Below are 23,408 nucleotides of genomic sequence, written 5' to 3'. Positions count from 1 at the left end.
TTGGGCGTTAAGCCGTGCTGTTCATGGGCCGGGCAGGGCGCCCGGGGTGTGGTGCTCAGGGGTTCCCGGCGCAGGCGATGGAGTCCTGCTCCATCGGCGAGGACGCGCCGTCGGAGCGGACGATCATCACCTGGATGCAGGTCTGCCCCTCCGGTCGGGGCTTCACGCGGACGGGCGCCTGCTTGGCGGCTTGGAATTCCCCGTTGCCGGTCGGTGAGTAGGTCCGCCACTTGTATTTATCGCCTGATTTGGGCTGCGGGTTGGTCCAGGTGAAGTAGGCGTAACCGTCTTTGTCCACTCGCCCGGCCAGGCCTTCCACATCCGGGACGGTGCCCTCATCGATGGCGTCCGCGGGCGGCCTGCTGACCTGCTCGGACGCCCTGGGGGCCGGCTCGGGCCTGGTGGTGCCCGCAATGATGCCGACGACGACGGCGACGGCCAGGACCGCGCCGCCTACGATCGAGAGCACCAGGTTCCGGCGGCCGTGGCCGGCCGGAGCGGCGTCGGCCGGTTCGGCAGGGGTTCCGCTGCCTGCCCCGTCGCGTGGCGCGACGCTGGAGCGGTTGACGGTGGCTGCGACGTCGTCGTCCGCGGCAGGGGGCGCCGCGGCAGGGAAGGATGGCGTGGCGAAGCCGGGTACGGCCGCGGGCCGCTGGACAGTGTCCCTGCCGGCGTCCCTGCCGGTCGCCCGGGTGTGCCTGTTAGCCCCGTTGTTGAAGGTCGTCGAGTCGTCTGGCACGGCTGCGCCCGGCAGCCGGGACGGGAAGGTCGGGGCGTGCCCGGTGGCGTCCGGGTCGATCGCGGCGACGCTGCGGACCCGGGTTTCCTCGAAGCTGTCATCCGGGTGCGGCTCGTCGGCGCGGGGCTCCTCGAGGACCTCGAACGGCGTCACGGAGAGGTTCAGCTCGGCCTGGATGCGCTGCATGGCGAGGGCGAACGCGTGGGCGGACGCGTACCGGGAGGCGGGCGACTTGGCCATCGCCGTGGCCAGGGCCAGTTCGAGGGACTCCGGGACGTCGGCGCGGCCCAGCTTGGGCACCGGCAGGCTGGTGATGCGAGAGATCAGCTCACGCTGGGAGTTGTCCGCGCCCGGCAGCACGAACGGGGACCGGCCGGCCAGCAGCGTGTAGAGCGTGGCGCCGAGCGCCCAGACGTCCACCAGGACGCCGTCGACCTGCCGGTCGCTGAACTGCTCCGGCGGGGACCACGGGATGGACATGCCCGCGTCCTCGTCCTGGTCCCCCGCCAGGGTGCCGGAGATGCCAAAGTCGGTCAGGGCCGGCCGGTTGTAGTCCGTGACGAGGATGTTCGCCGGCTTGATGTCGCGGTGCGCAATCCCGGCGCGGTGCGCGGTTTCAACGGCGGAGGCCACCTGGATGCCCACGGCCAGGACCTCGTCCACGCTGAAGCGCTGGCGCCGGTAGCGGACGTCCAGGCTGGGCCGGGAGCAGTACTCCATGGCCAGGTAGGAGTGGCCTGAATCGGTGATCTCCGCTTCGAAGATCGTCACGATGTACGGGTGCGAGGACAGCTGCGCCATCAGGTTCGCCTCGGATTCGAAGCGGCGGCGGGCCCCCTCGGTTTTGAGGTCCGAGAGCAGCACCTTCACCGCCACCTTGCGGCGCGGCCGGTCCTGTTCGTAGAGGTAGACGTCCGAGAATCCGCCGGAGCCGAGCAGGCTGATGTAGGTGAACCCCGGGATGCTGGGCGGCGGGGCAACAGGGCGTTTGGCGTTCATAGGAGCTCCTCAAAGCGCAGCTGGATGCCGTCGCCCAGTTCGGCGATGTCGCCGTCGAACAGGATCGCCATTTCGCCCTGGGCAAGCCGGCGCGGGGCCTGGCCCTCGCGCAGCAGCACCGTGCCGTTGGTGGCCTTGAGGTCGCACAGCATCACGTGCCAGCCCTCGAGCCGGACCTCCACGTGCGAGCGGGAGATGTCGCCGCCGGGGCTCGCAACCTGGACCAGTTTGGGCATTACCGCGCCCTGGACGCGGGACACCGAGGGTTGCCGGCCCACGATGAGCGACTGGTCAAGGTCGATCAGCTCGCCGGTGGACAGCCGCATCCGGCCCAGCCTCGGCCGCCGGACCTGGACGCCGTCGCCGGGGAGCGCCTGGCCGCAGTAGGCGCACTGGGCGTTGGTGGGCGGGTTCGCGTGGCCCTGCGGGCAGACCCTGGCCAGCACCATGGGACCGGTGCCGGGATTCCGGGCATCCGATGGCGGCGCGGCGCGCCGCCCGGCAACGCCGGGGCCGTCGAGGTCGGTTTTCATGATCGTCTGGCCGTCATGGTCCGCGTCATCGGGCGGCGGCCGGTGCGGGGCGGGGGTGTTCGGCGCTGGCGGCACCGGCGGCGGGGTAAACAGCGACGGCGGAGCATCGGGAGCGTTGCGCGGCGGGACGGGGTTTTCCGGCCGCTCACCGCCGGTCTGCCAGGGCACCGAGTCGATCAGGCCGGTGGGGACCGCCGGGCCGCGCACGGGTTCAGCCGCCGGAGCCGCGGCCGGCTCTTCCTCCGGCTCCCCGGCCGGAGCCGCCGCGGCGGCAGGCTCGGATTCTTCCGCACCGGCGGGCTCCGGCACGGCGGAAGCCGGGCCCGGTTCCGGTTCCGCTTCGGGGTCCTCGCGCACGGCTGCATCTTCGATGCTCCGCATCACCGTCTGTTCCCAGAGGTGGTCGTAGCTGCCGGTCGGCTCCTGCTCGGCGGTGTCCGGCGTTAGGGTGCCAGACGCCGGGGCCTCTACATCAGCCGGCAGGTCCGTTTCAGGGGCTCCAGCTGCAGGGGCGTCGGCCCCTGGGTCGTCGGCTCCGGGAGGATCGTCGTCCGCGGGGGCCTGCATGGTGCCCGCGAGGTCGGGCCCGGCGTCGGGGTCCTCTTGCGGGAAGTCCAGCACCGTCTCCGCGGAGCTCTCGTGGTCCGCATCCTCGGCGGCGATGTCCGCCTCGGCCGCGGCCAGCAGTTGCTCGTCCCCGGCGGCAACGGGTGCCGCGGCCACGGGCATGGCAGCGGAGGTCCCGTCGCCGGCCAGCGCGCAGTGCAGCCCCTGCAGCAGGACCACGCCCTCGCCGAGCGGCAGCGGCGCCGCGGGGGCAAACGCTGCGGTGCCCGCAGCAAAAGCGGCCTCGGGGACGGCAATGCTGAAGCCGTCCGGGGCCGCGAACCGCCGCTCGGTCCATGTGGTGACGTCACGGCCGCTGAGGGCGATGGATTCCCCGCCGTCCAGCCGGACGTCAAGGTCGATCCCGCCGCGGAGGAAGACCTGCAGGGAACCGCGGAGTCCCACGATCCCGAACCAGGGCAGCCGCGCGAGCGAACCGCCCGAGGCCGACGTCACCGCGTCCAGGACCTCAGGGATCTCCGGGTTTCCGGCCAGCAGCGTCCAGAGCGACTCGACCAGGGCGCGGTCCGTGTCCGGACGCAGCAGCACCACAATTCCGGAGCGGACCACGCCCAGCCAGGTCCCCGGCGTGTAGCTGACGGTGGCAGTGCGGCTAGCGGGCGCCATGGCGCCCCTCGCCGGGTCCGGCCGCGGACCCGCCGTCGTTCCCGCCTGCGGCGCCGGCTTCGTTCCCGCTGACGGCCCCGTCCGGGGCGACGTCCAGGACCCCGGTGCGCGGCAGGGTGTTTTCGTCTTCGGCCTCCCCCGGCGTGCGCGGTGCGGTCTGGGTCCCGTCCTCGTTGGCGACGTTGCTCGCGTCCACCACAATGCAGGTCACGTTGTCGCGGCCGCCGCTGCGCAGGGCCGCCTGGATCAGCTGGTCCACGGCGGCCTGCGGATCCGGCTCCGAAACCAGGATGCAGGCGATCTGCTCGTCGTCGAGTTCGCCGTTGAGCCCGTCCGAGCAAACCAGGATCCGGTCGCCTTCCACAACGGGCAACAGCCAGTAGTCAGCCTCCGTCTCGTCGCCGGTGCCGAGCGCCCGGGTGACGACGTGCCGGCGCGGGTGCACCGCGGCCTCGGCCGGGGTGATCTCGCCGGCGTCCACCAGCTCCTGCACCTCGGAGTGGTCCACGCTGACCTGGCTGAGCTTGCCCTGGCTGAGCCGGTAGGTGCGGGAGTCGCCGATGTTCAGCACCAACCAGTACGGGATCCCCATCTGTTCCACCACCACGACGCCGGAGAGCGTGGTGCCGGCCCGGGAGCCGGTCTCCTCGCGGATGCTGGCGTCGGCCTGCAGGAGGTACTGCTGGACGACGGCGGCGGTGGCGTCCCGCTCCCCCGTGGCGAGCTGGGGGATCTCGGACAGGGTGCGCACGCAGATGCCGCTCGCGATCTCACCGGCCTCGTGGCCGCCCATGCCGTCGGCGACCGCGAAGACCGGGTCGGCTGCGATGAAGGAGTCCTCGTTCATCTCACGGCGCAGGCCGCGGTCGGTCCCGTAGCCGCAGTTGAGCCGCAGGCTCGGAACGCTGCTGGAAGCACCGCTCGGAACGCTGCTGGGGGCGGTTCCGGGGGAAGCTGCGGAAGCCTTGGCGGGAGGAACGGAAGCCGGCTGGGATGTCATGCCTGTCCTAGGTAGAAGGAGCGGTCACCGAAGTGCACGGTGGATCCGGGGCGTACGTGAGTGGGTTCCCCGGCCGCCAGTGCGGTGCGGATGCCGTCCGGCGTCGTGACGGCGCTTCCGTTGGTGGAGTTGCGGTCCGTCACCCAGATGCCGCCGTTTCCGGCCAGCACATGGAGGTGGGTCTTGGAGATGGAGCGTCCCGGATCGGCCACGGGCAGCAGCTGGACCGCTTCCTCGCCAGGGTGGCCGGCAGGGTTGCGCCCGATCAACATGGAGCGGTCCAGTTCGACTTCCCGGCCGTCGTCGATCCTGATCCGCAGGATCGCGACGGTGACCGGGGCTGAGCTGTCGCCTTTGACCTGGGTGCGGTCGTGGTCGTCGTCCGGGTGCGGGCTGAACGCCCTGCTGTTCACGGCCTGGCTGCGGGCCGCTTCGATCGGCGCGGGGACCGGGGCCGGGCCGGGAGCGGGAGCCGGTGCGGCGGGCGCAGGCTGCGGCTGGAGCCGGGCGGCGCCCGCCACCGGCGAGGCGACCTGCTGCACCGGAGGAAGGTCCAGCGGGGCAAAGCTGTACGGTCCCTCGATGCCGCCGGTGGTGACCGGGTTCCGGCCGGCCTTGATATCGAAGACAAGGGTCTTGGCGGCCGTATCGTGCCAGCCGCGCAGCCTGCTGTTGCTGTCCCAGGTGTTGGATATCACCACCAGGACGGCCCAGCCGGCACCCAGCAGGGCGAGCGGCGCCAGGAGCACCAGTGCGGCTCCGAACCACTGGAAAACCACCACCAGCACGGCGGCGAGGGCGGCGAGCAGCACACCGGCTCCGGTGATTAGGCCGCGGAGGAAGACGGCTCCCCCGCCGGGCGCGTACCCGTCGGCGTCGGCGCTGCGGATCCCCACGATGCGGTTGCCGATCGTGGCGCCGGACCGGCCCTCAAGGACGGTCTGGACCAGGATATACACCAGTGTGGCGCCGAGCCCGATGCCCCCGTAGAGGACCAGCGAGGAGGTGTTGTAGATGATGGAGCCGCCGCTGCGTGTCTGCGTGACCCCGGCGAAGCCGACAGCGAAGAGCACCACGAGGAGCGCCACGGGACCGGTCCAGTCCAGCACCGCGGCCCCGAGCCGCTTTCCGGCGTCTGCGGGAACCAGCTCAAGCTTGTTCGGCAAAACGGTACCTCCCCCTTGTCCGCGGACCCCCTGTCCGGCGCCCGCAGGCCCCGGCGCGGACGGACCGTCCGGCCCTGGAGGCGCTACCGGGATAGTACCGGGTGTTCCGTCCGGCCGCCGGGTGCTGCGCGCCGATCGGTTGCCCAGCGGCACCCCGCAGGAGGTGCAGAACGCGGCACCCGGGCGGATCGGCTGCTGGCAGCGCGGGCAGCGCTCGACGTCGTCGGTCATGGCTCGTTCCGGTTCTTCCTGGCTGTTCCCTGCGGTTCCTCGTTCGGACCGGGCTCCACTGTACTAGCTGGAGCGTTCCGGCCCCGGCCGGGCACCACAAGGCGGAACCCGCCCAGCTTCAGCGCGGCCCGGCCGTCGGCCAGCAGCGAGCGCGGCGAGAAGCGGGCCTGCTGGCGGCGCCAGAAACCCACCGTCCCGGTCATCTCCTTCAGCGAGCCGTCCACGATCTCCCAGTATTCACGCACCTGGGCCTCGCTCGGCTGGCCCGCGCCGAAGATCGCGGCGTCCGCCCGGTGTGCGAGCAGCGTGGTGCTGCCCCGGCTTGCCGGGAAAGCCTCGCCGAGCACGGCGGCAGACTCCCGCCGGGTGGCGCGGTGGTCCACCCCGGCGCCGAGGTCGGTCGCCAGGCTCAGGACTTCGTTCCAGCCGCCGCCGACGCGCTGCGCAGGGTGCCCGTCGGTGAGGCGGGCCTTCCGGCGTCGGGCTTTCAGCAGGGCAATCAGCAGCAGCGGCAGCGCGAGGACCGCTACCGGGATCAATGCCGTGCCGATCGCAGCGAGCAGGGGCCCCCAGAACAGCCAGGGGTTGTCCTTCTTCTCGTCGGCGTCCAGTGCATCCGGCGAGGAGTCCGGCGGCAGTTCGGCCGGCTCCTGCGGCGGGGGCGGCGGTTGCAGGACCTGCGGCTTGGGCTTGGACTTGTTCTCCGGGTCCGGCGGGATCGGCACGTTGTCCTTGGGCGGGGTGGGGTCGAAGGACACCCAGCCCACCCGGTCAAACGCCACCTCGACCCAGGCGTGGACGTCCTTGCCGGTGATCTGCACCTCGCCTGCGCCGTTCCCGGGGCTCTTGGGATCCGGATAGAACCCCATCACCACCCGGGACGGGATGCCCAGGTGGCGCAGCATCAAGGACATGACCACGGCGTACTGCTCGTCGTCGCCGAGCATCTGCTTGGCCGTGAGCAGGCTGCGGATCCGGTTGGCGCTGTGGCCGGAGACGCTGGGCAGCTGCCCGTCGGCGATCAGGCCATTGCTGAACGCGCCCTGCTTTTGGAAGTGCGCCTCGATCTGGCGCACGCGGTCGATCGCGGTGGGAGCGTCCGCGGCGAGGTCGTTGGCCTGCGAGCCGACCACCGGCGGGACCTCGGCCGGGTCCGGCAGCGACACCTTGGCGAAGTCGTACTGGGTCAGCTGCCCGTGTTCGAGCATGGCCGGGTCGGCCACCTGCACGGAGTAGGCGTCGCCCTTGCCCAGCCCGCGGGTGGTCACGGCCGTGTCCGTGCCCGAGTTGAAGTACAGTCCGGACGCCGCGCCGGAGCCGTCCCGGGCAAAGCTGATGCCTGTGGTCTTGCGGCCGCCCGGGAGGAAGTACCCCTGGTAGTCCTCGATCGTGATGTCCAGCGTGTAGTTGGTGGTCGGCACAATCCCGCTGGTGTCTGCGAGGGTGTTGATGGACTTCGCATCGCCCACCTTGCTGAAGCTGCCGGAACCGTTCGGGTCCATGGCGTAGTTGGTGCCGTTGAAGGAGTCCAGGGCGGCGAGGCGGACCCGGCCGTCCTTGGGCAGGCCTTTGACCAGGAAGAGCTTGTCGTCCTTTTTGTCCTTGACGAAGTTGCGGAAGCTCGCCAGCGGGGTGACGTAGTCCTTCGGGTCGAACGGGGGCACGATCGTGTTGCGCAGTACCTTCCGGTCGTCGTCGGCGGTCACCAGCGGGGATGCGACGGCGGTGATACCGACGGCGACGGCGATCACAGCGGCGGCGGTGCCCAGCCGGCGGAGCCGCGCGGCGCCGGCCGCGGCCTGGCCGGTGTCCGGCCGGTTCACCGACACCTTGCGGGTGTCGCCGCTGCGCAGGGCGTCGCGGCGGAACGTGGCCCAGGCGATCGCGGCCACGGTCAGCGAGATGCCGCGTTCGACGGTGAGGAACCCGGCGTTGGTGCTGAACGCGATGCCGGTGATGAACAGCACCAGCACCGGCAGCAGCGGCCAGTAGGGGCTCCTGAGCCGCCAGGTCAGCAGTCCGGCCGCCAGGGCGGTCAGCAGCGAGCTCAGGAAGGGGACAATCAGGGTGCCGCCGGCGGTGCCGACCGGCACGCCGACGGTGAGCATGTCCTTCCAGGCGAACACCACGCCCGCCAGCAGCGTCCGGAGCGATTCGAGGGTGGGAAGGACCCCGGCGATCGAGGCCTCCGGGACAGCCAGGGCGGTGCCGAAGACGAGGTAGGCCCCCACCGCCAGCGCGGTGGTGATCAGCACGCCGAGCCGGAAGTGCACCTTCGCAGCGGCGACGCCCAGGCCCAGCAGGATCCCGCCAAAGCCGGCGGCCAGGTAGTACGGGTCGCCGCCGAAGCTGAGGCTGAAGCCGAGCACGCCAAGGCCCAGCAGCACGGTGAGGGCGCCGGCGTCGAGCGCGTAGTGCCAGGCCGGCTGGGTGCCCGCGAAGCCGGAACGGCCGCGGCCGGGTGCGTTGCTGCGGGGACGGAGGTCCGTGGCGGTGCTCATGCGGCCGCCTTCCTCAGCACGATGGCCAGTTCGGAGAGGTCGCCCAGGGTGAGCACGGTCAGGTCAGCGATGTTCGCGCGGGCCGGGGCGGCGCCGGCCTGGATCCGGACCGCAAGGCTGCGCACCCCCGGCGGCACCGAAGCGGAGGCGGAGCGCAGCTGGGTGGGGGTCACGTTGCTGCCCACCACGAAGAACACCACGGAGGCGTTGGGGACGGTGTCGGCGAGGGTCCGGGCCAGGTCGACGGCGTTTTTGCGCTCCGGCGCGCCGACCACCCGGGTCAGGTCATCGAGCAAGTTCCGGCCGGTCTCGCAGCGCAGCGGCCCCTTCTGGGTGAGGACGTCGAGGTTGCGCTGCTCCCGGATGGCCTGCAGGCCGATCGAGGCGGCGGCGGAGACTGCCAGCTCGAATTCCTCCTCGGAGGCGAACTCGTCCGTGTTGGTGGAGAGCGAGATGGCCAGGTGCGCCCGGCGGGTCTCCTCGAACTGGCGCACCATGAGTTTGTTGGTGCGGGCCGTGGTCTTCCAGTGGATGTGCCGCCGGTCGTCTCCAGGCAAGTAGTCGCGCAGTGCGTGGAAGGAGACGTCGGCGCTGGAAAGGTCCGTGGTGGGCATGCCCTCCAGGTCGCGGATGAAGCCGGCGGCGGAACCGGCCAGGGCCACGGTCTTCGGGTGCACAAAGAGGTCCTGCGGTTCGGTCCAGAGCACCTGGCGGCGGAGCAGGTGCAGCGGGTCGGCGCGCACCGAGCGGACCGGCCCCACAGCGATCACGGCCCGCCGGGCGGTGGGGATGGTGAAGAGGTCCTCGTGGACCTGCCCGGGCTTCATCCGGGGCAGGTGGAACACGGCCGTGGCGGCGCCCACCGGGAGTTCCAGCGCGGCGGGCAGTAGTGGGCGCGCCGAGGTGTTGGACACCGCGATGCTTCCGACGGCGCTGTCCCCCACGGCCACCCGGGTCCGGGCGAGATCCAGCAGCACGCCGTACGAAGAACGGCCCAGGATGAAGCCGACCGCCAGCACCAGCAGCACGAAACCGGCGATCGCGGCGGCCTTGGCCTCCTGCCAGCCGTAGGCCTGGCCGGCGGTCCAGAGCAGCGCCGCGGCCGCCAGCACGGACCAGCCGAGCACGCTCACCACCGAGAGCGCGGGCCAGAGGTACCGGCGGAAGCGCTCCCGGACGGCGTGACCGGCCGGCGCAAGCGCCAGGGCAACGGTACTGCGGGCTTCGGCCCAGACGGCGGACGGGTGCAGCCGGGCGGGCCTGCCGCCCCGGGAAAGGGGCTGCTTCAGGCGTTCAGCAAGCCGGGTCAACGGTGTGCTGGTGGACATAGGGTGGCCTTTGTTCGTGCATGGTCCGGGGCGCTGGGTGGGCCCGGGGGTTGGACGTGGTCGGAGCCTAGACGGCGGCCCGCTGCTGCGGGGCGGCGACGTCGGCGAGCACCCGGGCCAGGACAGCGTCGGCGGTGGCGCCGGAGAACTCGGCTTCCGGGTCCATCACCAGGCGGTGGGTCCAGACGACGGCGGCGAGGTCCTTGACGTCGTCGGGCAGGACGAAGTTCCGGCCCTGGCTGGCTGCCCAGACCTTGGCGGCGCGGACCATCGCAAGGGCGCCACGGACGGACACGCCGAGGCGGGTCTCCGGAGCGCTGCGGGTCTCCTCGCAGAGCCGGGAGATGTATTCGAGCACCGCCGTGTCCACGTGGGTGGTGGCGGCAAGGTCGGCCATGTCCGCAACGGCCTGGGTGGTAATCACGGCCGTGATGTCCTTGGAGCGGTCCCTGAGGTTGGCGCCGCCGAGCAGTTGGACGGTGGACGCGTGGTCCGGGTAGCCGATGGAGGTCTTGATCAGGAAGCGGTCCAGCTGGGCCTCGGGCAGGCGGTAGGTGCCGGCCTGCTCGATCGGGTTCTGGGTGGCCATCACCATAAAGGGGCGGCCGGCCTCGTAGGTGGCGCCGTCGACGGTGACGCGGGATTCCTCCATGACCTCCAGCAGCGCCGACTGGGTCTTCGGCGAGGCGCGGTTGATTTCGTCAGCGAGGACGATGTTGTTGAAGATCGGGCCCTTGTGGAACTCGAACTTCTGCGTCTTCTGGTCGTAGATGGTCACGCCGGTGACGTCCGAGGGGAGCAGGTCCGGGGTGAACTGGATGCGGTTGTTGGAGCCCTGGACGGTGGCAGCGAGGGCCCGGGCCAACGAGGTTTTGCCGGTGCCGGGGGCATCCTCGAAGAGGACATGTCCCTCGGCCAGCATCGCCGTGAAGGTCAGCCGGATGACGTGGGACTTGCCCAGCACGGCCTGCCCCACGTTGGCAACGAGCTTCTCAAAGGTGCCGGCAAACCATTCGGCCTGCTCAGTGGTCATAGTCATACGGTGGTTCCTCTTCCATTCGGGTAAAGCTTCAGGGGGTCCGCCGGCAGGGAGTCCCCGCGTTGTCCGGCGTTTAGTCTAGGCGACGGGATTGCGCTCACCGCTGGGGCATTCCCGGCGGCGGGGTGGAACCCAGGCTGGTGGTGTCGCCCCGGGCAAAGTTTCCGGCGGCCGGCCCGGAGGTCAGGTGGTACCAGAGCCGGCCGGACGAGCCCCAGCGGACGTAGTAGTCCGTCTGCGCCGTGATCCCGGTGTCGAACCACTTGCCCGGACCGATGCACTGGTCCGGATTGCTGTTCCGGTAGCTGTCGGTGCGGCTGTTGGGCTCGGTGCAGGTGCGCACCGGGGTGGCCCGGATCGACCAGGACGTGGGCGGCGGCGGGGTGGGGTTCTTGCCACTGGTGGCATTGGCGGAATCCGCCGGTCCGCAGACCACCGTGCAGGCCCGGACCTTGAGGTTCTTCGTGGCGCTCCAGGCGTTGGTGTCCCGGTCGTAGCGGTTGGCCAGGCCCACGCTGGTCCACCCGCCGCCCTCGTAGCTGACTTCGAAGCGCTGGAGCGGGCGGCCGTTGTTGGCCGGGTTGTTCCAGGTCCAGTGCACCTGCTGCGTGGTGGAACTTTGGGCCGAGAGGCTGGGCGCGTTGGGCGGGCCGTACGGGTTCGCCGTGCCGATGGCGGCGGCGTCGCCGGAGATGTTGTTCTTGGTGGAGGTGGCGATGATGTTGATCGTCACGTCCTGGCCGTTGGGCAGGCCCCCGATCGTGGCGCCGCCGGCGGCGATGCCCCCGGTCTTGACCACGCCGCCGGACGTGGCAGCCCGGAAGCTGTACTGGATTTCACTGGCCTGCGAGCCGTTGCGCTGGGCCGCGGTGAGCGGGGAGAACGTGGCCTTCAACTGGCCGCTGGTTCCGGTTTCCTTGACCGTCCCGCCGGAGACCGGCCCGGGCTTCCCGGCGGCCCGGATGGCAGCGGAACGGGCGCTGACGCCCGAGGTTCCGGCCTTGTTCGTGGCCGAAACCGTGAAGGTGTAATCCGCCTCCGAGTTGTCCACGGTGACGTTCTGCGAGGTTCCGGCGACCTTTTGGGTGGCCACCGCGGAGCCACCGCGCAGGGTGGTCAGGGTGTAGGAGGAGACGGCGTCGCCGTTGTTCTCCGGAGCCGTCCAGTTCACCCGGAGCTGGCTCTGGCTGCCGACAGAGGGAGCCGACGTGGCGCTCGGCGCCGCGGGGGTGGCGGGCACGCCGGCCGGGGTTTCTGCCGCCGAGTAGGCACTCCACTCCGAGGGGTCCCTGGCGTCATTGCGGGCCAGGACACGCACCTTGTACGCCACGCCGTTCTTCAGGCCCTTCCAGACGTAGCTGACTGACGTGAGGTTCTGGAGCTGGGCGTTTTGCCCGGGCGGCGCCGGGGAGATTTCCAGGTCATAGGACTTGACCGGTGAACCCTTGGAGGCCGGGGCGGTCCACGCAATGGCAAGTTGCCGGTCGCCGAACTTCACCGACGGCGCGGCAGGCGTCTCCGGCTTGACGTCCGGGCGTACCTCGGCCGACGCCGGCGACCGGTCGGATTCGTCGATGGCATTGGTGGCCGTGACCTGGAAGTGGTATTTGGTGTTGTTGGTCAGCCCGGTCAGGGTGCAGCTGTTCGCCGGGCAGTCCTGCCGGAAACCGCCGTCGCCGTAGACCGTGTACTTCGTGATGGGGGATCCCCGGTCCGCCGGCGCCGTCCAGTTCAGCAGGGCGGTGCCGTCCCCCACGCTGGCCGCCAGCGGCGTGGTGGGGGCCTGCGGGCGGTCCTTGACGGTCAGCCGGATCCGGGCGGTGGCCTGCCGGGACGGGTCGCCGGTCTTGTCCGCGACGGTGTAGGCCACCACCATGGTCCCGGAGAAGCCCGTGGCCGGGGTGACCACCACGTTGCCGCCGTCGACGGCGACGTTGCCGGAGCCGGTTTCCGTGGTCGCGGCCACGATTGTCAGCGGCGTTTCGGGGAACGGGTTGGCGTCGTTGGCGGTGGCTGGCACGGTGACGGGTTTTCCCGCGGCGGCGTTCGGTTCCAGGTCATCGTTCGCCACCGGTTTGGGCCGGTTGGAGGCGGTGACGGTGAAGCGGTAGGTGGCGGTGGATTCGAGCCCGCGTGGATCCCTGGCCTTGACCTGCACGGCGCCGTTGGTGCCGGCGGCCGTGCCGTCCCGGGCCGCGAGCTTGAGGGTCTGCCCCTCGAGGCCGGCGGTGAAGCCTGCGGGGACCTCGCCCACCAGTTCGTATTTCATGTTCTGCACGTCCCCGTCGTCCGGGTCTGTGGTGAGCCGGGCGAGGTCAATGCTGGCGGCGTCGCCGGTGGGCACGTCCACCTCGCTGCCCAGCAGTTCGGGCGGGTTGTTCCGGTTGGGGTCCGGGAGCACTCGGGTGCGGATGCTGAGCGTGGATTTCAGGCCTGCCGGGTCGTCCGGTCCGGTACCGTCGGTGACCTCGAAGCTGAGCGAGCCGGGGCCGGCGTAGTCCTTGCCGGCTGTGTAGTTCAGCGCGGTACCGCCGCTGGCCACAGGGTCCGAGCCGTCGGCGCCGATCAGCTTGATCCGGTCGGCCTGGGTGATCCGCGGCGAGCGGCCCTCGCGGACCTTGACCCACTCCTTCAGGTCCACGGTGGCGGACTGCCCGGCGATGACTTCCACGACGTCGTCCTTGGCCAGGGTGGGGACCTGCTGCCCGAGCCCGGGGACCCAGACGATCGCGGTGGACTTCTGCCCGTCGACGTCCTCCACGGTGTACGGGACCAACTGCGGCTGCTCGGTGAGTTCCACGATCAGGTTGCCGTCGGTGCCGGGCCGGGCAGTCTTCTCCTCGGTGCCGACCTTGAGGTTTTCGCCGACACCGTCGGGGTCCTCGTCGTTTTTGAGCACCGGGACGTCGACGGCAGTCTTGCCGAGCGTCTGCGCCGAGGTGACCCGGTCATCCCGGGCGATCGGCGCCCGCAGCGGCACGTCCTTTTGCACCTTGACGGCGACGGCGGCCTGCGCCGTGGCGCCGCGGTCGTCGGCGATTTTGTAGCGGACGTTGACGGTGCCTTCCTGGCCGGGGGCCAGCAGGATGATCCGGCCGCTTTGCTTGCTGACGGTGGCCTGCAGCCCGGGGGCGGCGTCAAGCCCGTTGGCCAGGATCCGGATCGGGTCTCCATCGGGGTCGGTGTCGTTGCCGGCGGCGTCGACGGCGATCTGGCGGCCGGGACGGACGGCGACGGCGTCGTCCACGGGCGTGGGTTTCTGGTTGGTCCCGCCACGCGGCGCGATGCCGATGGTGACGGTGCCGGTGTTCACGGCGCCCTGCCGGTCCACGACCTTGTAGCGGAAGGTGTCGGTTCCGGCGCCGTCGCCGGCGGCGGTGAAGTCGATGAAGGTGCTCCCGGCCGTGGCGGTGCCCATCGCGGGGGTGCTGTCGATGCCGGTGAGCTGGACCGAGTCGCCGTCCGGGTCGATTCCGTCCAGTTCCACGGGGATCCGGACCGTGCCGCCGGCCACCACGCGGGCGGTGAGGTTTTTGGGCTGCGGCCGCGAGTTCTCGGCGCCCTCCAGCGGCAGGATGTGGATGGTGACGGCGGCGGCGCTCTTTTGGCCTTGCGGGTCCACGGCGTTGTAGATCGCCCGGACGGTCTTGGGCGCGGCGCCGGCGATAAAGCGCAGCGTGTTCTCGGAGACGAAGCTCTTGCCGTCCGCGGCCGGGACGGGCTGCGGCAGCACCGGGTCCACGGTCAGTTTGGCGCCCTGCGGGTGCGTGTCGTTGGCCAGCACCGGGATGGTCACGACGTCGCCGGCACGCACGTTCACTTCGTCCGGTTTGGGCTGCGGGGCCTCGACGACGGCGGGCGCCGGGACGGGGACCACGGAGACGCTGCCGGTGGCGGACTTGGTTCCGTTGGACATGGTGTAGCGGAAGATGAACGGTTCTTTGCTGCCGCGGATGTCGGTGATCCGCAGCACGGCGTGGTCGATCACGCTGACGGAGGCGGTGGGGTTCTCCGGCAGTTGCACGGACTGCAGCACCAGCACTCCCCCGGCCGGGTCCGAGTCGTTTGCGAGCGGGTCCACGAGTACGCTGCCGCCGGCCGGGAGCAGGGCGACGTCGTGCACGGCCACGGGGTCGCCGGTGTCCTTGCCGGACTCGACGTCCACCCGGATCAGGCCCTGGGTGCTTTGCGGGCCGTTGCTGGCGATGTAGGTCAGGTACACCGGCCCCGGGGTGGCGCTGCGGAACGTGAAGGTTCCGCCGTCGGTTACGGGCCCCAGCTCGGCGGTCCCGGCGGCTTCCACCTGGGCGAGGCGCAGCGCGCCGCCGTTGGGGTCGACGTCGTTCTTCAGCGGGGCGATGACCAGGTCCTGGCCGACGACGGCGGTCACGTGGTCGGCGTTGACCACCGGCTGCAGGGCTCCGGGGGGCTGGACGTTGACGGTCACCCTGCCGGTGGTGGTGGCGCGCCCGTCCCAGACGGTGACCGTGACGGTCTTCTTGCCGGGGGCGGCGCCGGAGTCCTGGTAGCTGAGCAGGCCGTCGCGGCGGACCTTGACCTGGTCCTGGTTGTTGTCCGCCGTGGCGTCCAGCAGGACCAGGTCGTCGCCGTCGGGGTCGGTCCAGTCGGTGAGGATGTTCTGGCTGACCGATTTGCCCTGCTCCACCAGCATGGTGGTGGGCTCGCCCCGTTTGAAGAGGGGCGGTTTGTTCTCGTCCGGACCGACGACGTTGAGGGTGATGCTGCCGCCGGCGGAGAGCCCGCGGCCGTCCGCGGCGTTGTAGCCGAAGGTTTCCGTGCCGGGTTTCGCGTCGGCCGGGACGGTGACCTGGAAGGCAGTGCCGCCGTAGATGTTCTGCAGGCTGCCGGCCCGGGGGCCCGCGCCGGCGACGGAGGCGGTCAGCACGTCGCCGTCGGGGTCGGAGTCGTTGTCCAGCACGCTGAGCACCGTGGTGCGGCCCGGGCGGACGCCGACGGCGTCGGGCTTGGTTTCCGGCGGCCGGTTCGGTTTGGTGCGGTCCGGGAGGATGTTGATGGTGTTGTTGTCCGCGGACTCCTGGTCCTGGTCATCGGACTGGTTTTTGGGCGGGACGACGTCGTCCCAGTTGTTCACCAGCTGCATGTTCTGGTTCACCAGCCACACATTGCCCGAATTCACATCATTCAGGACCACCAGATCCCGGTTCACCCGAAACACATATGACGGCGACGCCGACGCCTTCGGCACCGCAACATCCCTGTCATCAGCATCATCGACGCAGTCCCGGACATACCTATTCGCCCCCGACCACGCCCCATGCACACACCCGCCCAACTGCACCGGCGCCGCAGGAACCCCCTGCCCGCCAAACGTGACCGACTTCACCGCCGCACCATCCAACGGCACCTCAACCAACGCCCCCGGCGTCGCGACCGCCACCGCATCCGCCCCCGGACCAGGCTGCTGCAGCTTCGCATCCTTCGCGTTCTCCAGCGCCACCTCACGCCCGCCCGGCAAAAACAACGTCCCCGCGCCCGCATCCAACACCACCGGCCGGTCCCCCACCACACTCAGCTGCAGATCCCCCGCACCCTTCAAACCCTCCCAGGTGCCCGCCTGCGAATCCGTCACCCGGCCCTCGGCATCCACCGCGGTCACCGTCACCAGCCCCGACCGAGGATCAGCACTATAAATCCGGTCATCAGACCCCACCACCGACACCAGCCCCGGCGCCCCCGACAGCACCGGCTCGGCACTCTCCTCATCAAAACCATTCACCGTCGACGGCGACAACGCCCACACCCGGCCCCGCGCAGCATCCGTCACCGCAATCACCTGCGACCCGAAACTCACCACCGCCGACCCCGGCAACTTCTTATCCCCACCCAACCGCATCTGCGCCGCCGACACCTGATTCAACGACCCCCCGGACGCATCATCAACAAACACCGTCCCCGCATCCTGCAACACATCAAACGACGTCGACGCCGGCGTCACCGCACCATCCAACACCCGCGACGGATAGTTCAACCGCCCCACCGCGTTCTTCGCCTTCGACACCACCCACACCCCACCGTCATTCAACTCCACCTCAGTGGTCTTGAACCCCGGATAAATCACCGCCCCCGCCACCAACACCGCCGCCACCACCGCAAACGACGTGCCGGTGACGACTTTGCGGCGCGTGTGTGAGCGCGGCTTTGTCAAACCCGGCTTCCTGGCACCCAGCGTGGCGAAAAGTCGTGTCACAGCGTTAAATTTCCTTCAAAATGGTGGTTCCCCGGGTGGATCCGAGACCGGTCCCCCACTTCCCGCGACAGCCTACCCAACCGTCCCCGGGAGTGCGATGGGGAGGACTGCCCGCCGGCACCTGCCGGCCCGGGCCTGCGCCGTCTACGGCGTGGCTCCGGTCGGGAAGGTGCACAGCGGCACGCCGCTTTGCGCCGGGGAGCCGAGGGTGGTGTGCAGCGACTGGATCCAGCGGGTCTCGTTCGGTGAGCCGCGCATGATGTAGTACCACTGTCCGTCGCCGCTGTAGGTGGTGCCGTGCGGCTTCCAGCACATGACGTCGAAGCTGTCGAAGTGCGACATCCAGGGCCGGTCGTAGCCGCCCTTGCCGTCGCAGGTGAACTTCTTCGGGTCATAGGAAGTAGCGCCGGGCAGGTCGGTGCAGCTGCGGTCCATGCCCGAGTTGAGCCGGGTGGACCAGCGCGTTTTCTCCGCCCCGGACTGGGCGGACGCCGAGGCAACCGGCCCGCCGGTACCGCGCGAGTTGACGGTCTGGACCTGGATGGTGTGCCGCTCGTTGAAGCCGCTGGTGTTCACGGTGCGGCTGCCGGAGGCGGCCACCCGTTCCCAGCCGCCGTTGTCGATCTTGATCTGGGTGTAGGCGATGTCGTGGCTTCCGGCGTCCGGAGACGCCCAGTTCAATGTCAGGTTCCGCTGGTTTTCCGCCCCGTCGCTGCCGGACGCGGACGGTGTGCCGGGCGAGCCGTACGGGTTCGCGTTGGCCCCGGCGCTGGCGTCGGAACTGGGTGCGACGGACGAGTTGGCCGTCACCGTGATGGTGGTGGCGGCACCGTTGGCGAAGCCGCCGACGGTCTGGCCCGGCTTGATCGGGCCGGTCTGGCCGGTGCTGGCACGGTAGGTGTAGCCCACCTCGGAGTAGGCCGAGCCGTTGCGTTCTGCGGCGCTGAGCTCCCGGAAGTTGACGGTGACGGCCCGCCCGGCGCCGCCGGTGTTGGCCTCGGTGGCGCTTACGCCTGAGACCTGGCTGAGTTTGCCGGTGGCGCGGCGCGGGGCGGAAGCGGCGCTGACGGCGCTCTTTCCGGCCTTGTTCTCGGCCTGGACGGTGAAGGTGTAGGAGGCTTCGGAGTTGTTGGCCGTGAAGTTCGCTGTCCGCACGGTGCCGGCGACCTTCTGGGTCTGGTCCGCCCCGCCGCCGCCGCTCATGGTGATGTAGTAGTTCTTGATCGCGTCACCGTTTGTGTACGGCTCGTCCCAGGCCACCTTGAGCTGGTTGGAGGTGCCGACGGCGGACGCCACCGACGTCGTCGGCGCGCCCGGGCCGGCCGGGACGCCTGCCGGATTGTCCTCGGCGGAGTACTGTCCCCAGTCGGAGGGGCCCAGTTCGTTGACGGCCTGGGCGCGGACCTTGTACCGCACGCCGTTGCTCAGGCCCGGCCAGGTGTAGTTCAGTCCGGCCACACCGTTCTTCACGGCGACCCCGCTGGCCGGCGGCGGCGAGATTTCCAGGTTGTAGTTCTTCACCGCGGAACCCTCGGACTTCGCCGCGGGCCAGGCGATCACCATGTTCTTGTCGCCGGCCTTGACCGTGGGGGCCTCCGGCGGCGACGGTTTTTCATCCGGCCGGATCTCGTTGGAGGCCGGCGAGGGATCGGATTCGTTGACCTCGTTCGTGGCGGTGACGGTGAAGACGTATTTCACGTCATTGGTCAGTCCGCTCAAGGTGCAGGTGGTGGTGGCGCAGTCCTGGCTGAAGCCGTTGCTGGAACGCACCGTGTACTTGGTGATGGCAGCCCCGTTGTCCGACGGCGGCGTCCATTTGAGCACCGCTGTGCGGCTGCGGACATCCGTGGCGGCCGGGGCCGACGGTGCGTCGGGCTTGTCCCGGACGGTGATCCGGACCCGGCCGTCGGTCTGCCGGGACAGGTCCCCGGTCTTGTCCATCACGGTGTAGCGCACCACCATCACGCCCTTGAAGCCGGCGGCCGGGGTGACGGTGATGGAGCCGCCGGAGACCGCCGGCTGGCCGGCTGCCGAACCGGTCTCCACTGTGGCGGAGACGACCCGCAGCGGCGTCTCCGCGAAGGGGTTGAAATCGTTGGCGAGGACGTTGACAGTCTCCGCCTTGCCGGCGTTGGCCTTCTCCACCACGTCCTCGTTGGCGACCGGAAGCGGCCGGTTGGAGGCCGTGACGGTGGCCGTGACGGTGGCGCGGACCGGCTCGGAGCGGCCGTCGGTGACCTTGAGCGGGATACTCCCCTTCCAGCCGGCGGCCTTGGCGGAGTCCGCCGTCACGGTGAGGGTGGCGCCGTTAATGCCGGCCTTAAAGCCCTCGGGCAGGGTGCCGTCGAGTTCGAACCGGAGTTTGTCCTGGTCCCCGGAGTCCACGTCCTTGGCCAGGTTGGCGAGTTCCAGGCTCGCGGACTCGGCCTTGGGCACGTCCAGGGTGGCGCCGCTGAAGGTGGGCGGGTGGTTGGCGTTGGGGTCCGGGATGACTTTGGTGATGATGCTGAGGGTGGACTTGAGTCCCGCCGGATCGTCCGGCCCGGTGCCGTCGGTGACCTCGAAGGTGACCGAGCCGGGTCCCACGTAGTCCTTGAGTGCGGCGTAGCGCAGGGCGTTGCCGCTGCCGGCCACGACGTTCTCCGGCTCCGCGCCCTGGACATTGACCTTGTCCACCTGGGTGATCCGCGGAGTGCGGCCTTCCCGGACGCGGACGTAGTCGGCCAGGTCCAGGGTGATGTCCTTGCCGGCCATCACTTCGACGGCGTCGGTCCTGGCCAGGGTGGGGTGCTGTTCGCCCTGGCCAGGGACCCAGATGACGGCGGTCGCGCTTTGGCCGTCCAGGTCGGTGACGGTGTAGGGAACCAGTTGGTCCTTCGGCGCCAGGGCCACCCGGACGGTCCCGTCGCCGGCCACCCGGGCGTTCGGATTGCCGTCGGGCAGGCCGATCTTAAGATCGGCGGCGACCCCGTCAGGGTCGGCGTCGTTCTTCAGCACGGGGACGTCGACGGCGGATTTGCCCAGCGTTTCCGCGGGGGTGACCACATCGTCCTTCGCGATCGGGCGCTTGAGCGCGGCATCCGGGCTCACCCGGACCCGGATCACGGCGCTGCCCTGGGCTTTTTTGTCGTCCTGGATCTTGTAGCTGATGCTCTCATTTCCGGCGGCGTCCGGCGCGGTGAGCAGCACCTTGCCGCCGTCGGCGGGTTCGACGGCGAGGTCCGGCCGGGCCTGGAAGCCGTTGCCCACCAGGCTGATCGGGTCCCCGTCGGGGTCCGAGTCGTTGGTGAGGGCGTCGACGGCGACCTTGCGTCCGGGCCGGACGTCCACGGCGTCATCCACCGCGATGGGCTTCTGGTTGTTCGTTTCCTGCGGCGCGATGCCGACGATCACGGTGCCGGTGTTCTCGGCGCCGATCCGGTCCCGGATCCGGTAGCTGAAGGTGTCGGTTCCGGCGGCGGTGCCGGCGGCGGTGAATTCGAGGTAGCCGTCCTTGACCACGGCCGTCCCCATGGCGGGGGCCTTGTCCACCCCCGTCAGCTGGACCGAATCGCCGTCAGTGTCCACGCCGTCGAGCGGCACCGGGATGCGGACCGTCATGCCGGCCACCACCCGGGCGGTCAGGTTCTTCGGTTCGGGACGGGTGTTGCGTTCATCGTCGCGGGCACGGATCCGGATGGAGACCTGTTGTGAGTCGGACTGGCCGGAGGCGTTGGTGACCTTGTAGATGGCGTAGACCGTTTTGGGGGTCTCGCCGGCGATGAAGCGCAGGGTCTGGCCGGAGGTGAAGATGCGGCCGTCGGCGGCATCCGGTTTTTGTGCCAGTTCCGGTTCGAGGGTGAGCTTGCCGCCGTTGGGGTCGGTGTCGTTTTCCAGGACGGGAATGGTGACGACGTCGCCCGCGCGGACGGTGGCCTCGTCGGGTTTGGCCTGCGGGGCTTGCAGCTTGGACGGCGCGGGGACCACCAGGACGGCGATCTCGCCGCTCGCGGAGGACTTGCCGTTGGAGATCGTGTACTTGACGTTGAGCTGGCCCTGGGCGCGGATATCGGTGATCCGGATGACGGAGTGGTCCAGGACGGCAACGCTCAGCGGCAGGCCGTCCGCCGCGGTCACGGACTGGACCACCAGGACGCCGCCGGAGGGATCGGAGTCGTTGCCGAGCACGTCCACCAGGACGCTGCCGCCGGAGGGCAGCAGGGCGGTGTCGCGGACTGCCACCGGAGCGCCGTCCCCGCCGCCGGGGACGACGTCGACGCGGACCAGCTGCTGGGCGCTGGCCGGCCCGTTGGTGACGAGGTAGGAGACGTAGTGGGCGCCCTGGGCGGTGGAATTGAAGGTGAACGTCTGCTGGTCAGCGCCCATGGTGGCCGTGGAGTTGCCGTCCGGGGTGACCTGCGCCAGGCGCAGCGCGCCGCCCTGCGGGTCGGAGTCATTCTTCAGCGGTGCAACCACCGTGTTCACGCCGGCGACGGCCACGAGGTGGTCCGCGTTCGCGATCGGCGGCAGGGCCCCCGGCGGGCGCACCTCGACGGTGACCTTGCCCTCGGACGTGGACCGGCCGTCCGAGACCGTGACGGTAATGGTTTTGCGGCCCGGTTCGGAGCCGGAGTCCTGGAAGCTGAGCAGGCCGTCGGGCCGGACCTTCACCTGGTCACGTGGGTCGCTGCCGGTCGCGCCGACGACAAACAGGTCGTCGCCGTCGGGGTCGGTCCAGTCCGTAAGGACGTTCTGGCTGACCGCCTTGCCGGCCTGGACCACCAGGGTGGTGTTCCGGTTGGGTTTTTGCCGCGGCGCGGAGTTTTCCCCCGGCGGGACGATGGTGAGCGTGACGTCGGCTGAGGCGGACAGGCCCCGGCCGTCGTCGACCGTGTATTTGAAGGTTTCGGTCCCGGTCTTGTCCGCGCCGACGCTGACCTGGTAGCCGGTGGCGCCGTAGATCGGCGCGAGCAGCCCGGATTTGAGCGGCTCCGGGGTGCGGACAGTGAGGATGTCGCCGTCGGGGTCGGAGTCGTTGTCCAGCACGGGAAGGATGGTGGTCTTGCCGGCGCGGACCCCGAAGGTGTCCGGTTTGGCGACGGGAGGACTGTTGGGTTTGGTGCGGTCCGGGAGGACGGTCTGCTGCACCTCGTCGGCGGAATCCTTGTCCGCGTCGTCCGAGGTCTGCTTGGGCGGGATGACGTCGTCCCAGTTGTTCACCAGCTGCATGTTCTGGTTCACCAGCCACACATTGCCCGAATTCACATCATTCAGGACCACCAGATCCCGGTTCACCCGAAACACATACGACGGCGACGCCGACGCCTTCGGCACCGCAACATCCCTGTCATCAGCATCATCGACGCAGTCCCGGACATACCTATTCGCCCCCGACCACGCCCCATGCACACACCCGCCCAACTGCACCGGCGCCGCAGGAACCCCCTGCCCGCCAAACGTGACCGACTTCACCGCCGCACCATCCAACGGCACCTCAACCAACGCCCCCGGCGTCGCGACCGCCACCGCATCCGCCCCCGGACCAGGCTGCTGCAGCTTCGCATCCTTCGCGTTCTCCAGCGCCACCTCACGCCCGCCCGGCAAAAACAACGTCCCCGCGCCCGCATCCAACACCACCGGCCGGTCCCCCACCACACTCAGCTGCAGATCCCCCGCACCCTTCAAACCCTCCCAGGTGCCCGCCTGCGAATCCGTCACCCGGCCCTCGGCATCCACCGCGGTCACCGTCACCAGCCCCGACCGAGGATCAGCACTATAAATCCGGTCATCAGACCCCACCACCGACACCAGCCCCGGCGCCCCCGACAGCACCGGCTCGGCACTCTCCTCATCAAAACCATTCACCGTCGACGGCGACAACGCCCACACCCGGCCCCGCGCAGCATCCGTCACCGCAATCACCTGCGACCCGAAACTCACCACCGCCGACCCCGGCAACTTCTTATCCCCACCCAACCGCATCTGCGCCGCCGACACCTGATTCAACGACCCCCCGGACGCATCATCAACAAACACCGTCCCCGCATCCTGCAACACATCAAACGACGTCGACGCCGGCGTCACCGCACCATCCAACACCCGCGACGGATAATTCAACCGCCCCACCGCGTTCTTCGCCTTCGACACCACCCACACCCCACCGTCATTCAACTCCACCTCAGTGGTCTTGAACCCCGGATAAATCACCGCCCCCGCCACCAACACCGCCGCCACCACCGCAAACGACGTGCCGGTCAGGTACTTCTTCCGGTCCCGGGCCTGGGCGCCGGTCCGGTTTTTGGTGGGGTTGTTTTTCCAGGCAGGGCGGAAGCCGGGGCGTGTTTTTGCCCGCACGGCATCGAGGATGCGTTTCATGTGTCCTGCTGTCCCCCAGGTGTCACGCCCGCCAGGCGTGGTGAAGTGCTTTGGCG

9 protein-coding genes are annotated in these 23,408 nt (G+C 70.0%); all 9 read right to left on the bottom strand.

The genetic code is table 11. The features are described 5' to 3' along the window. Nucleotides 1–55 precede the first annotated feature (55 nt). The 9 genes from ACUYM2_RS05685 to ACUYM2_RS05645 all read right to left on the bottom strand — a co-directional run bounded on the left by ACUYM2_RS05685 (nucleotide 56) and on the right by ACUYM2_RS05645 (nucleotide 23,352). Entirely contained in the window at nucleotides 56–1,738 is a 1,683-nt protein-coding gene (locus tag ACUYM2_RS05685) for a serine/threonine-protein kinase (protein WP_481599190.1), read from the bottom strand. Next, nucleotides 1,735–3,504 (bottom strand): FHA domain-containing protein, encoded by a 1,770-nt coding sequence (locus ACUYM2_RS05680; protein WP_481599189.1) that lies wholly within the window; start codon nucleotides 3,502–3,504, stop codon nucleotides 1,735–1,737. The genes ACUYM2_RS05685 and ACUYM2_RS05680 overlap by 4 nt, the downstream gene beginning before the upstream one ends. Continuing rightward, nucleotides 3,491–4,504 carry a PP2C family protein-serine/threonine phosphatase gene (locus tag ACUYM2_RS05675; protein WP_481599188.1) on the bottom strand — a complete coding sequence of 338 codons (1,014 nt, stop codon included), beginning with the start codon at nucleotides 4,502–4,504 and terminating at the stop codon, nucleotides 3,491–3,493. Before ACUYM2_RS05675 ends, ACUYM2_RS05680 begins: the two co-directional genes overlap by 14 nt. Then, complete coding sequence (locus ACUYM2_RS05670) at nucleotides 4,501–5,901, bottom strand: RDD family protein (protein WP_481599187.1); 1,401 nt, start codon at nucleotides 5,899–5,901, stop codon at nucleotides 4,501–4,503. Before ACUYM2_RS05670 ends, ACUYM2_RS05675 begins: the two co-directional genes overlap by 4 nt. Next, on the bottom strand, nucleotides 5,898–8,402 hold the full coding sequence (locus ACUYM2_RS05665; protein ID WP_481599186.1) for a transglutaminase-like domain-containing protein: 2,505 nt from the start codon (nucleotides 8,400–8,402) through the stop codon (nucleotides 5,898–5,900). Before ACUYM2_RS05665 ends, ACUYM2_RS05670 begins: the two co-directional genes overlap by 4 nt. Next, complete coding sequence (locus ACUYM2_RS05660) at nucleotides 8,399–9,730, bottom strand: DUF58 domain-containing protein (RefSeq protein WP_481599185.1); 1,332 nt, start codon at nucleotides 9,728–9,730, stop codon at nucleotides 8,399–8,401. The genes ACUYM2_RS05665 and ACUYM2_RS05660 overlap by 4 nt, the downstream gene beginning before the upstream one ends. Before the next feature lie 67 nt (nucleotides 9,731–9,797). Then, nucleotides 9,798–10,769, bottom strand: a complete 972-nt coding sequence (locus ACUYM2_RS05655) for an AAA family ATPase (RefSeq protein ID WP_481599184.1) — start codon at nucleotides 10,767–10,769, stop codon at nucleotides 9,798–9,800. Between the two features lie 97 nt (nucleotides 10,770–10,866). Next, nucleotides 10,867–16,881 carry an Ig-like domain-containing protein gene (locus ACUYM2_RS05650; RefSeq protein ID WP_481601417.1) on the bottom strand — a complete coding sequence of 2,005 codons (6,015 nt, stop codon included), beginning with the start codon at nucleotides 16,879–16,881 and terminating at the stop codon, nucleotides 10,867–10,869. 261 nt (nucleotides 16,882–17,142) lie between these two features. After that, entirely contained in the window at nucleotides 17,143–23,352 is a 6,210-nt protein-coding gene (locus ACUYM2_RS05645; protein WP_481599183.1) for an Ig-like domain-containing protein, read from the bottom strand. Nucleotides 23,353–23,408 lie beyond the last annotated feature (56 nt).

It is taken from the genome of Arthrobacter sp. SD1074B (genome assembly GCF_056780195.1).
Note: the sequence above shows the minus strand (reverse complement) of the source record. Positions and strands in the feature narration are given on the sequence as shown.

Excerpts from the sequence above, each read along its gene's own strand:
- ACUYM2_RS05685 (WP_481599190.1), bottom strand. The coding sequence starts at position 1,738 with ATGAACGCCAAACGCCCTGTTGCCCCGCCGCCCAGCATCCCGGGGTTC.
- ACUYM2_RS05680 (WP_481599189.1), bottom strand. The coding sequence starts at position 3,504 with ATGGCGCCCGCTAGCCGCACTGCCACCGTCAGCTACACGCCGGGGACC.
- ACUYM2_RS05675 (WP_481599188.1), bottom strand. The coding sequence starts at position 4,504 with ATGACATCCCAGCCGGCTTCCGTTCCTCCCGCCAAGGCTTCCGCAGCT.
- ACUYM2_RS05670 (WP_481599187.1), bottom strand. The coding sequence starts at position 5,901 with ATGACCGACGACGTCGAGCGCTGCCCGCGCTGCCAGCAGCCGATCCGC.
- ACUYM2_RS05665 (WP_481599186.1), bottom strand. The coding sequence starts at position 8,402 with ATGAGCACCGCCACGGACCTCCGTCCCCGCAGCAACGCACCCGGCCGC.
- ACUYM2_RS05660 (WP_481599185.1), bottom strand. The coding sequence starts at position 9,730 with ATGTCCACCAGCACACCGTTGACCCGGCTTGCTGAACGCCTGAAGCAG.
- ACUYM2_RS05655 (WP_481599184.1), bottom strand. The coding sequence starts at position 10,769 with ATGACTATGACCACTGAGCAGGCCGAATGGTTTGCCGGCACCTTTGAG.
- ACUYM2_RS05645 (WP_481599183.1), bottom strand. The coding sequence starts at position 23,352 with ATGAAACGCATCCTCGATGCCGTGCGGGCAAAAACACGCCCCGGCTTC.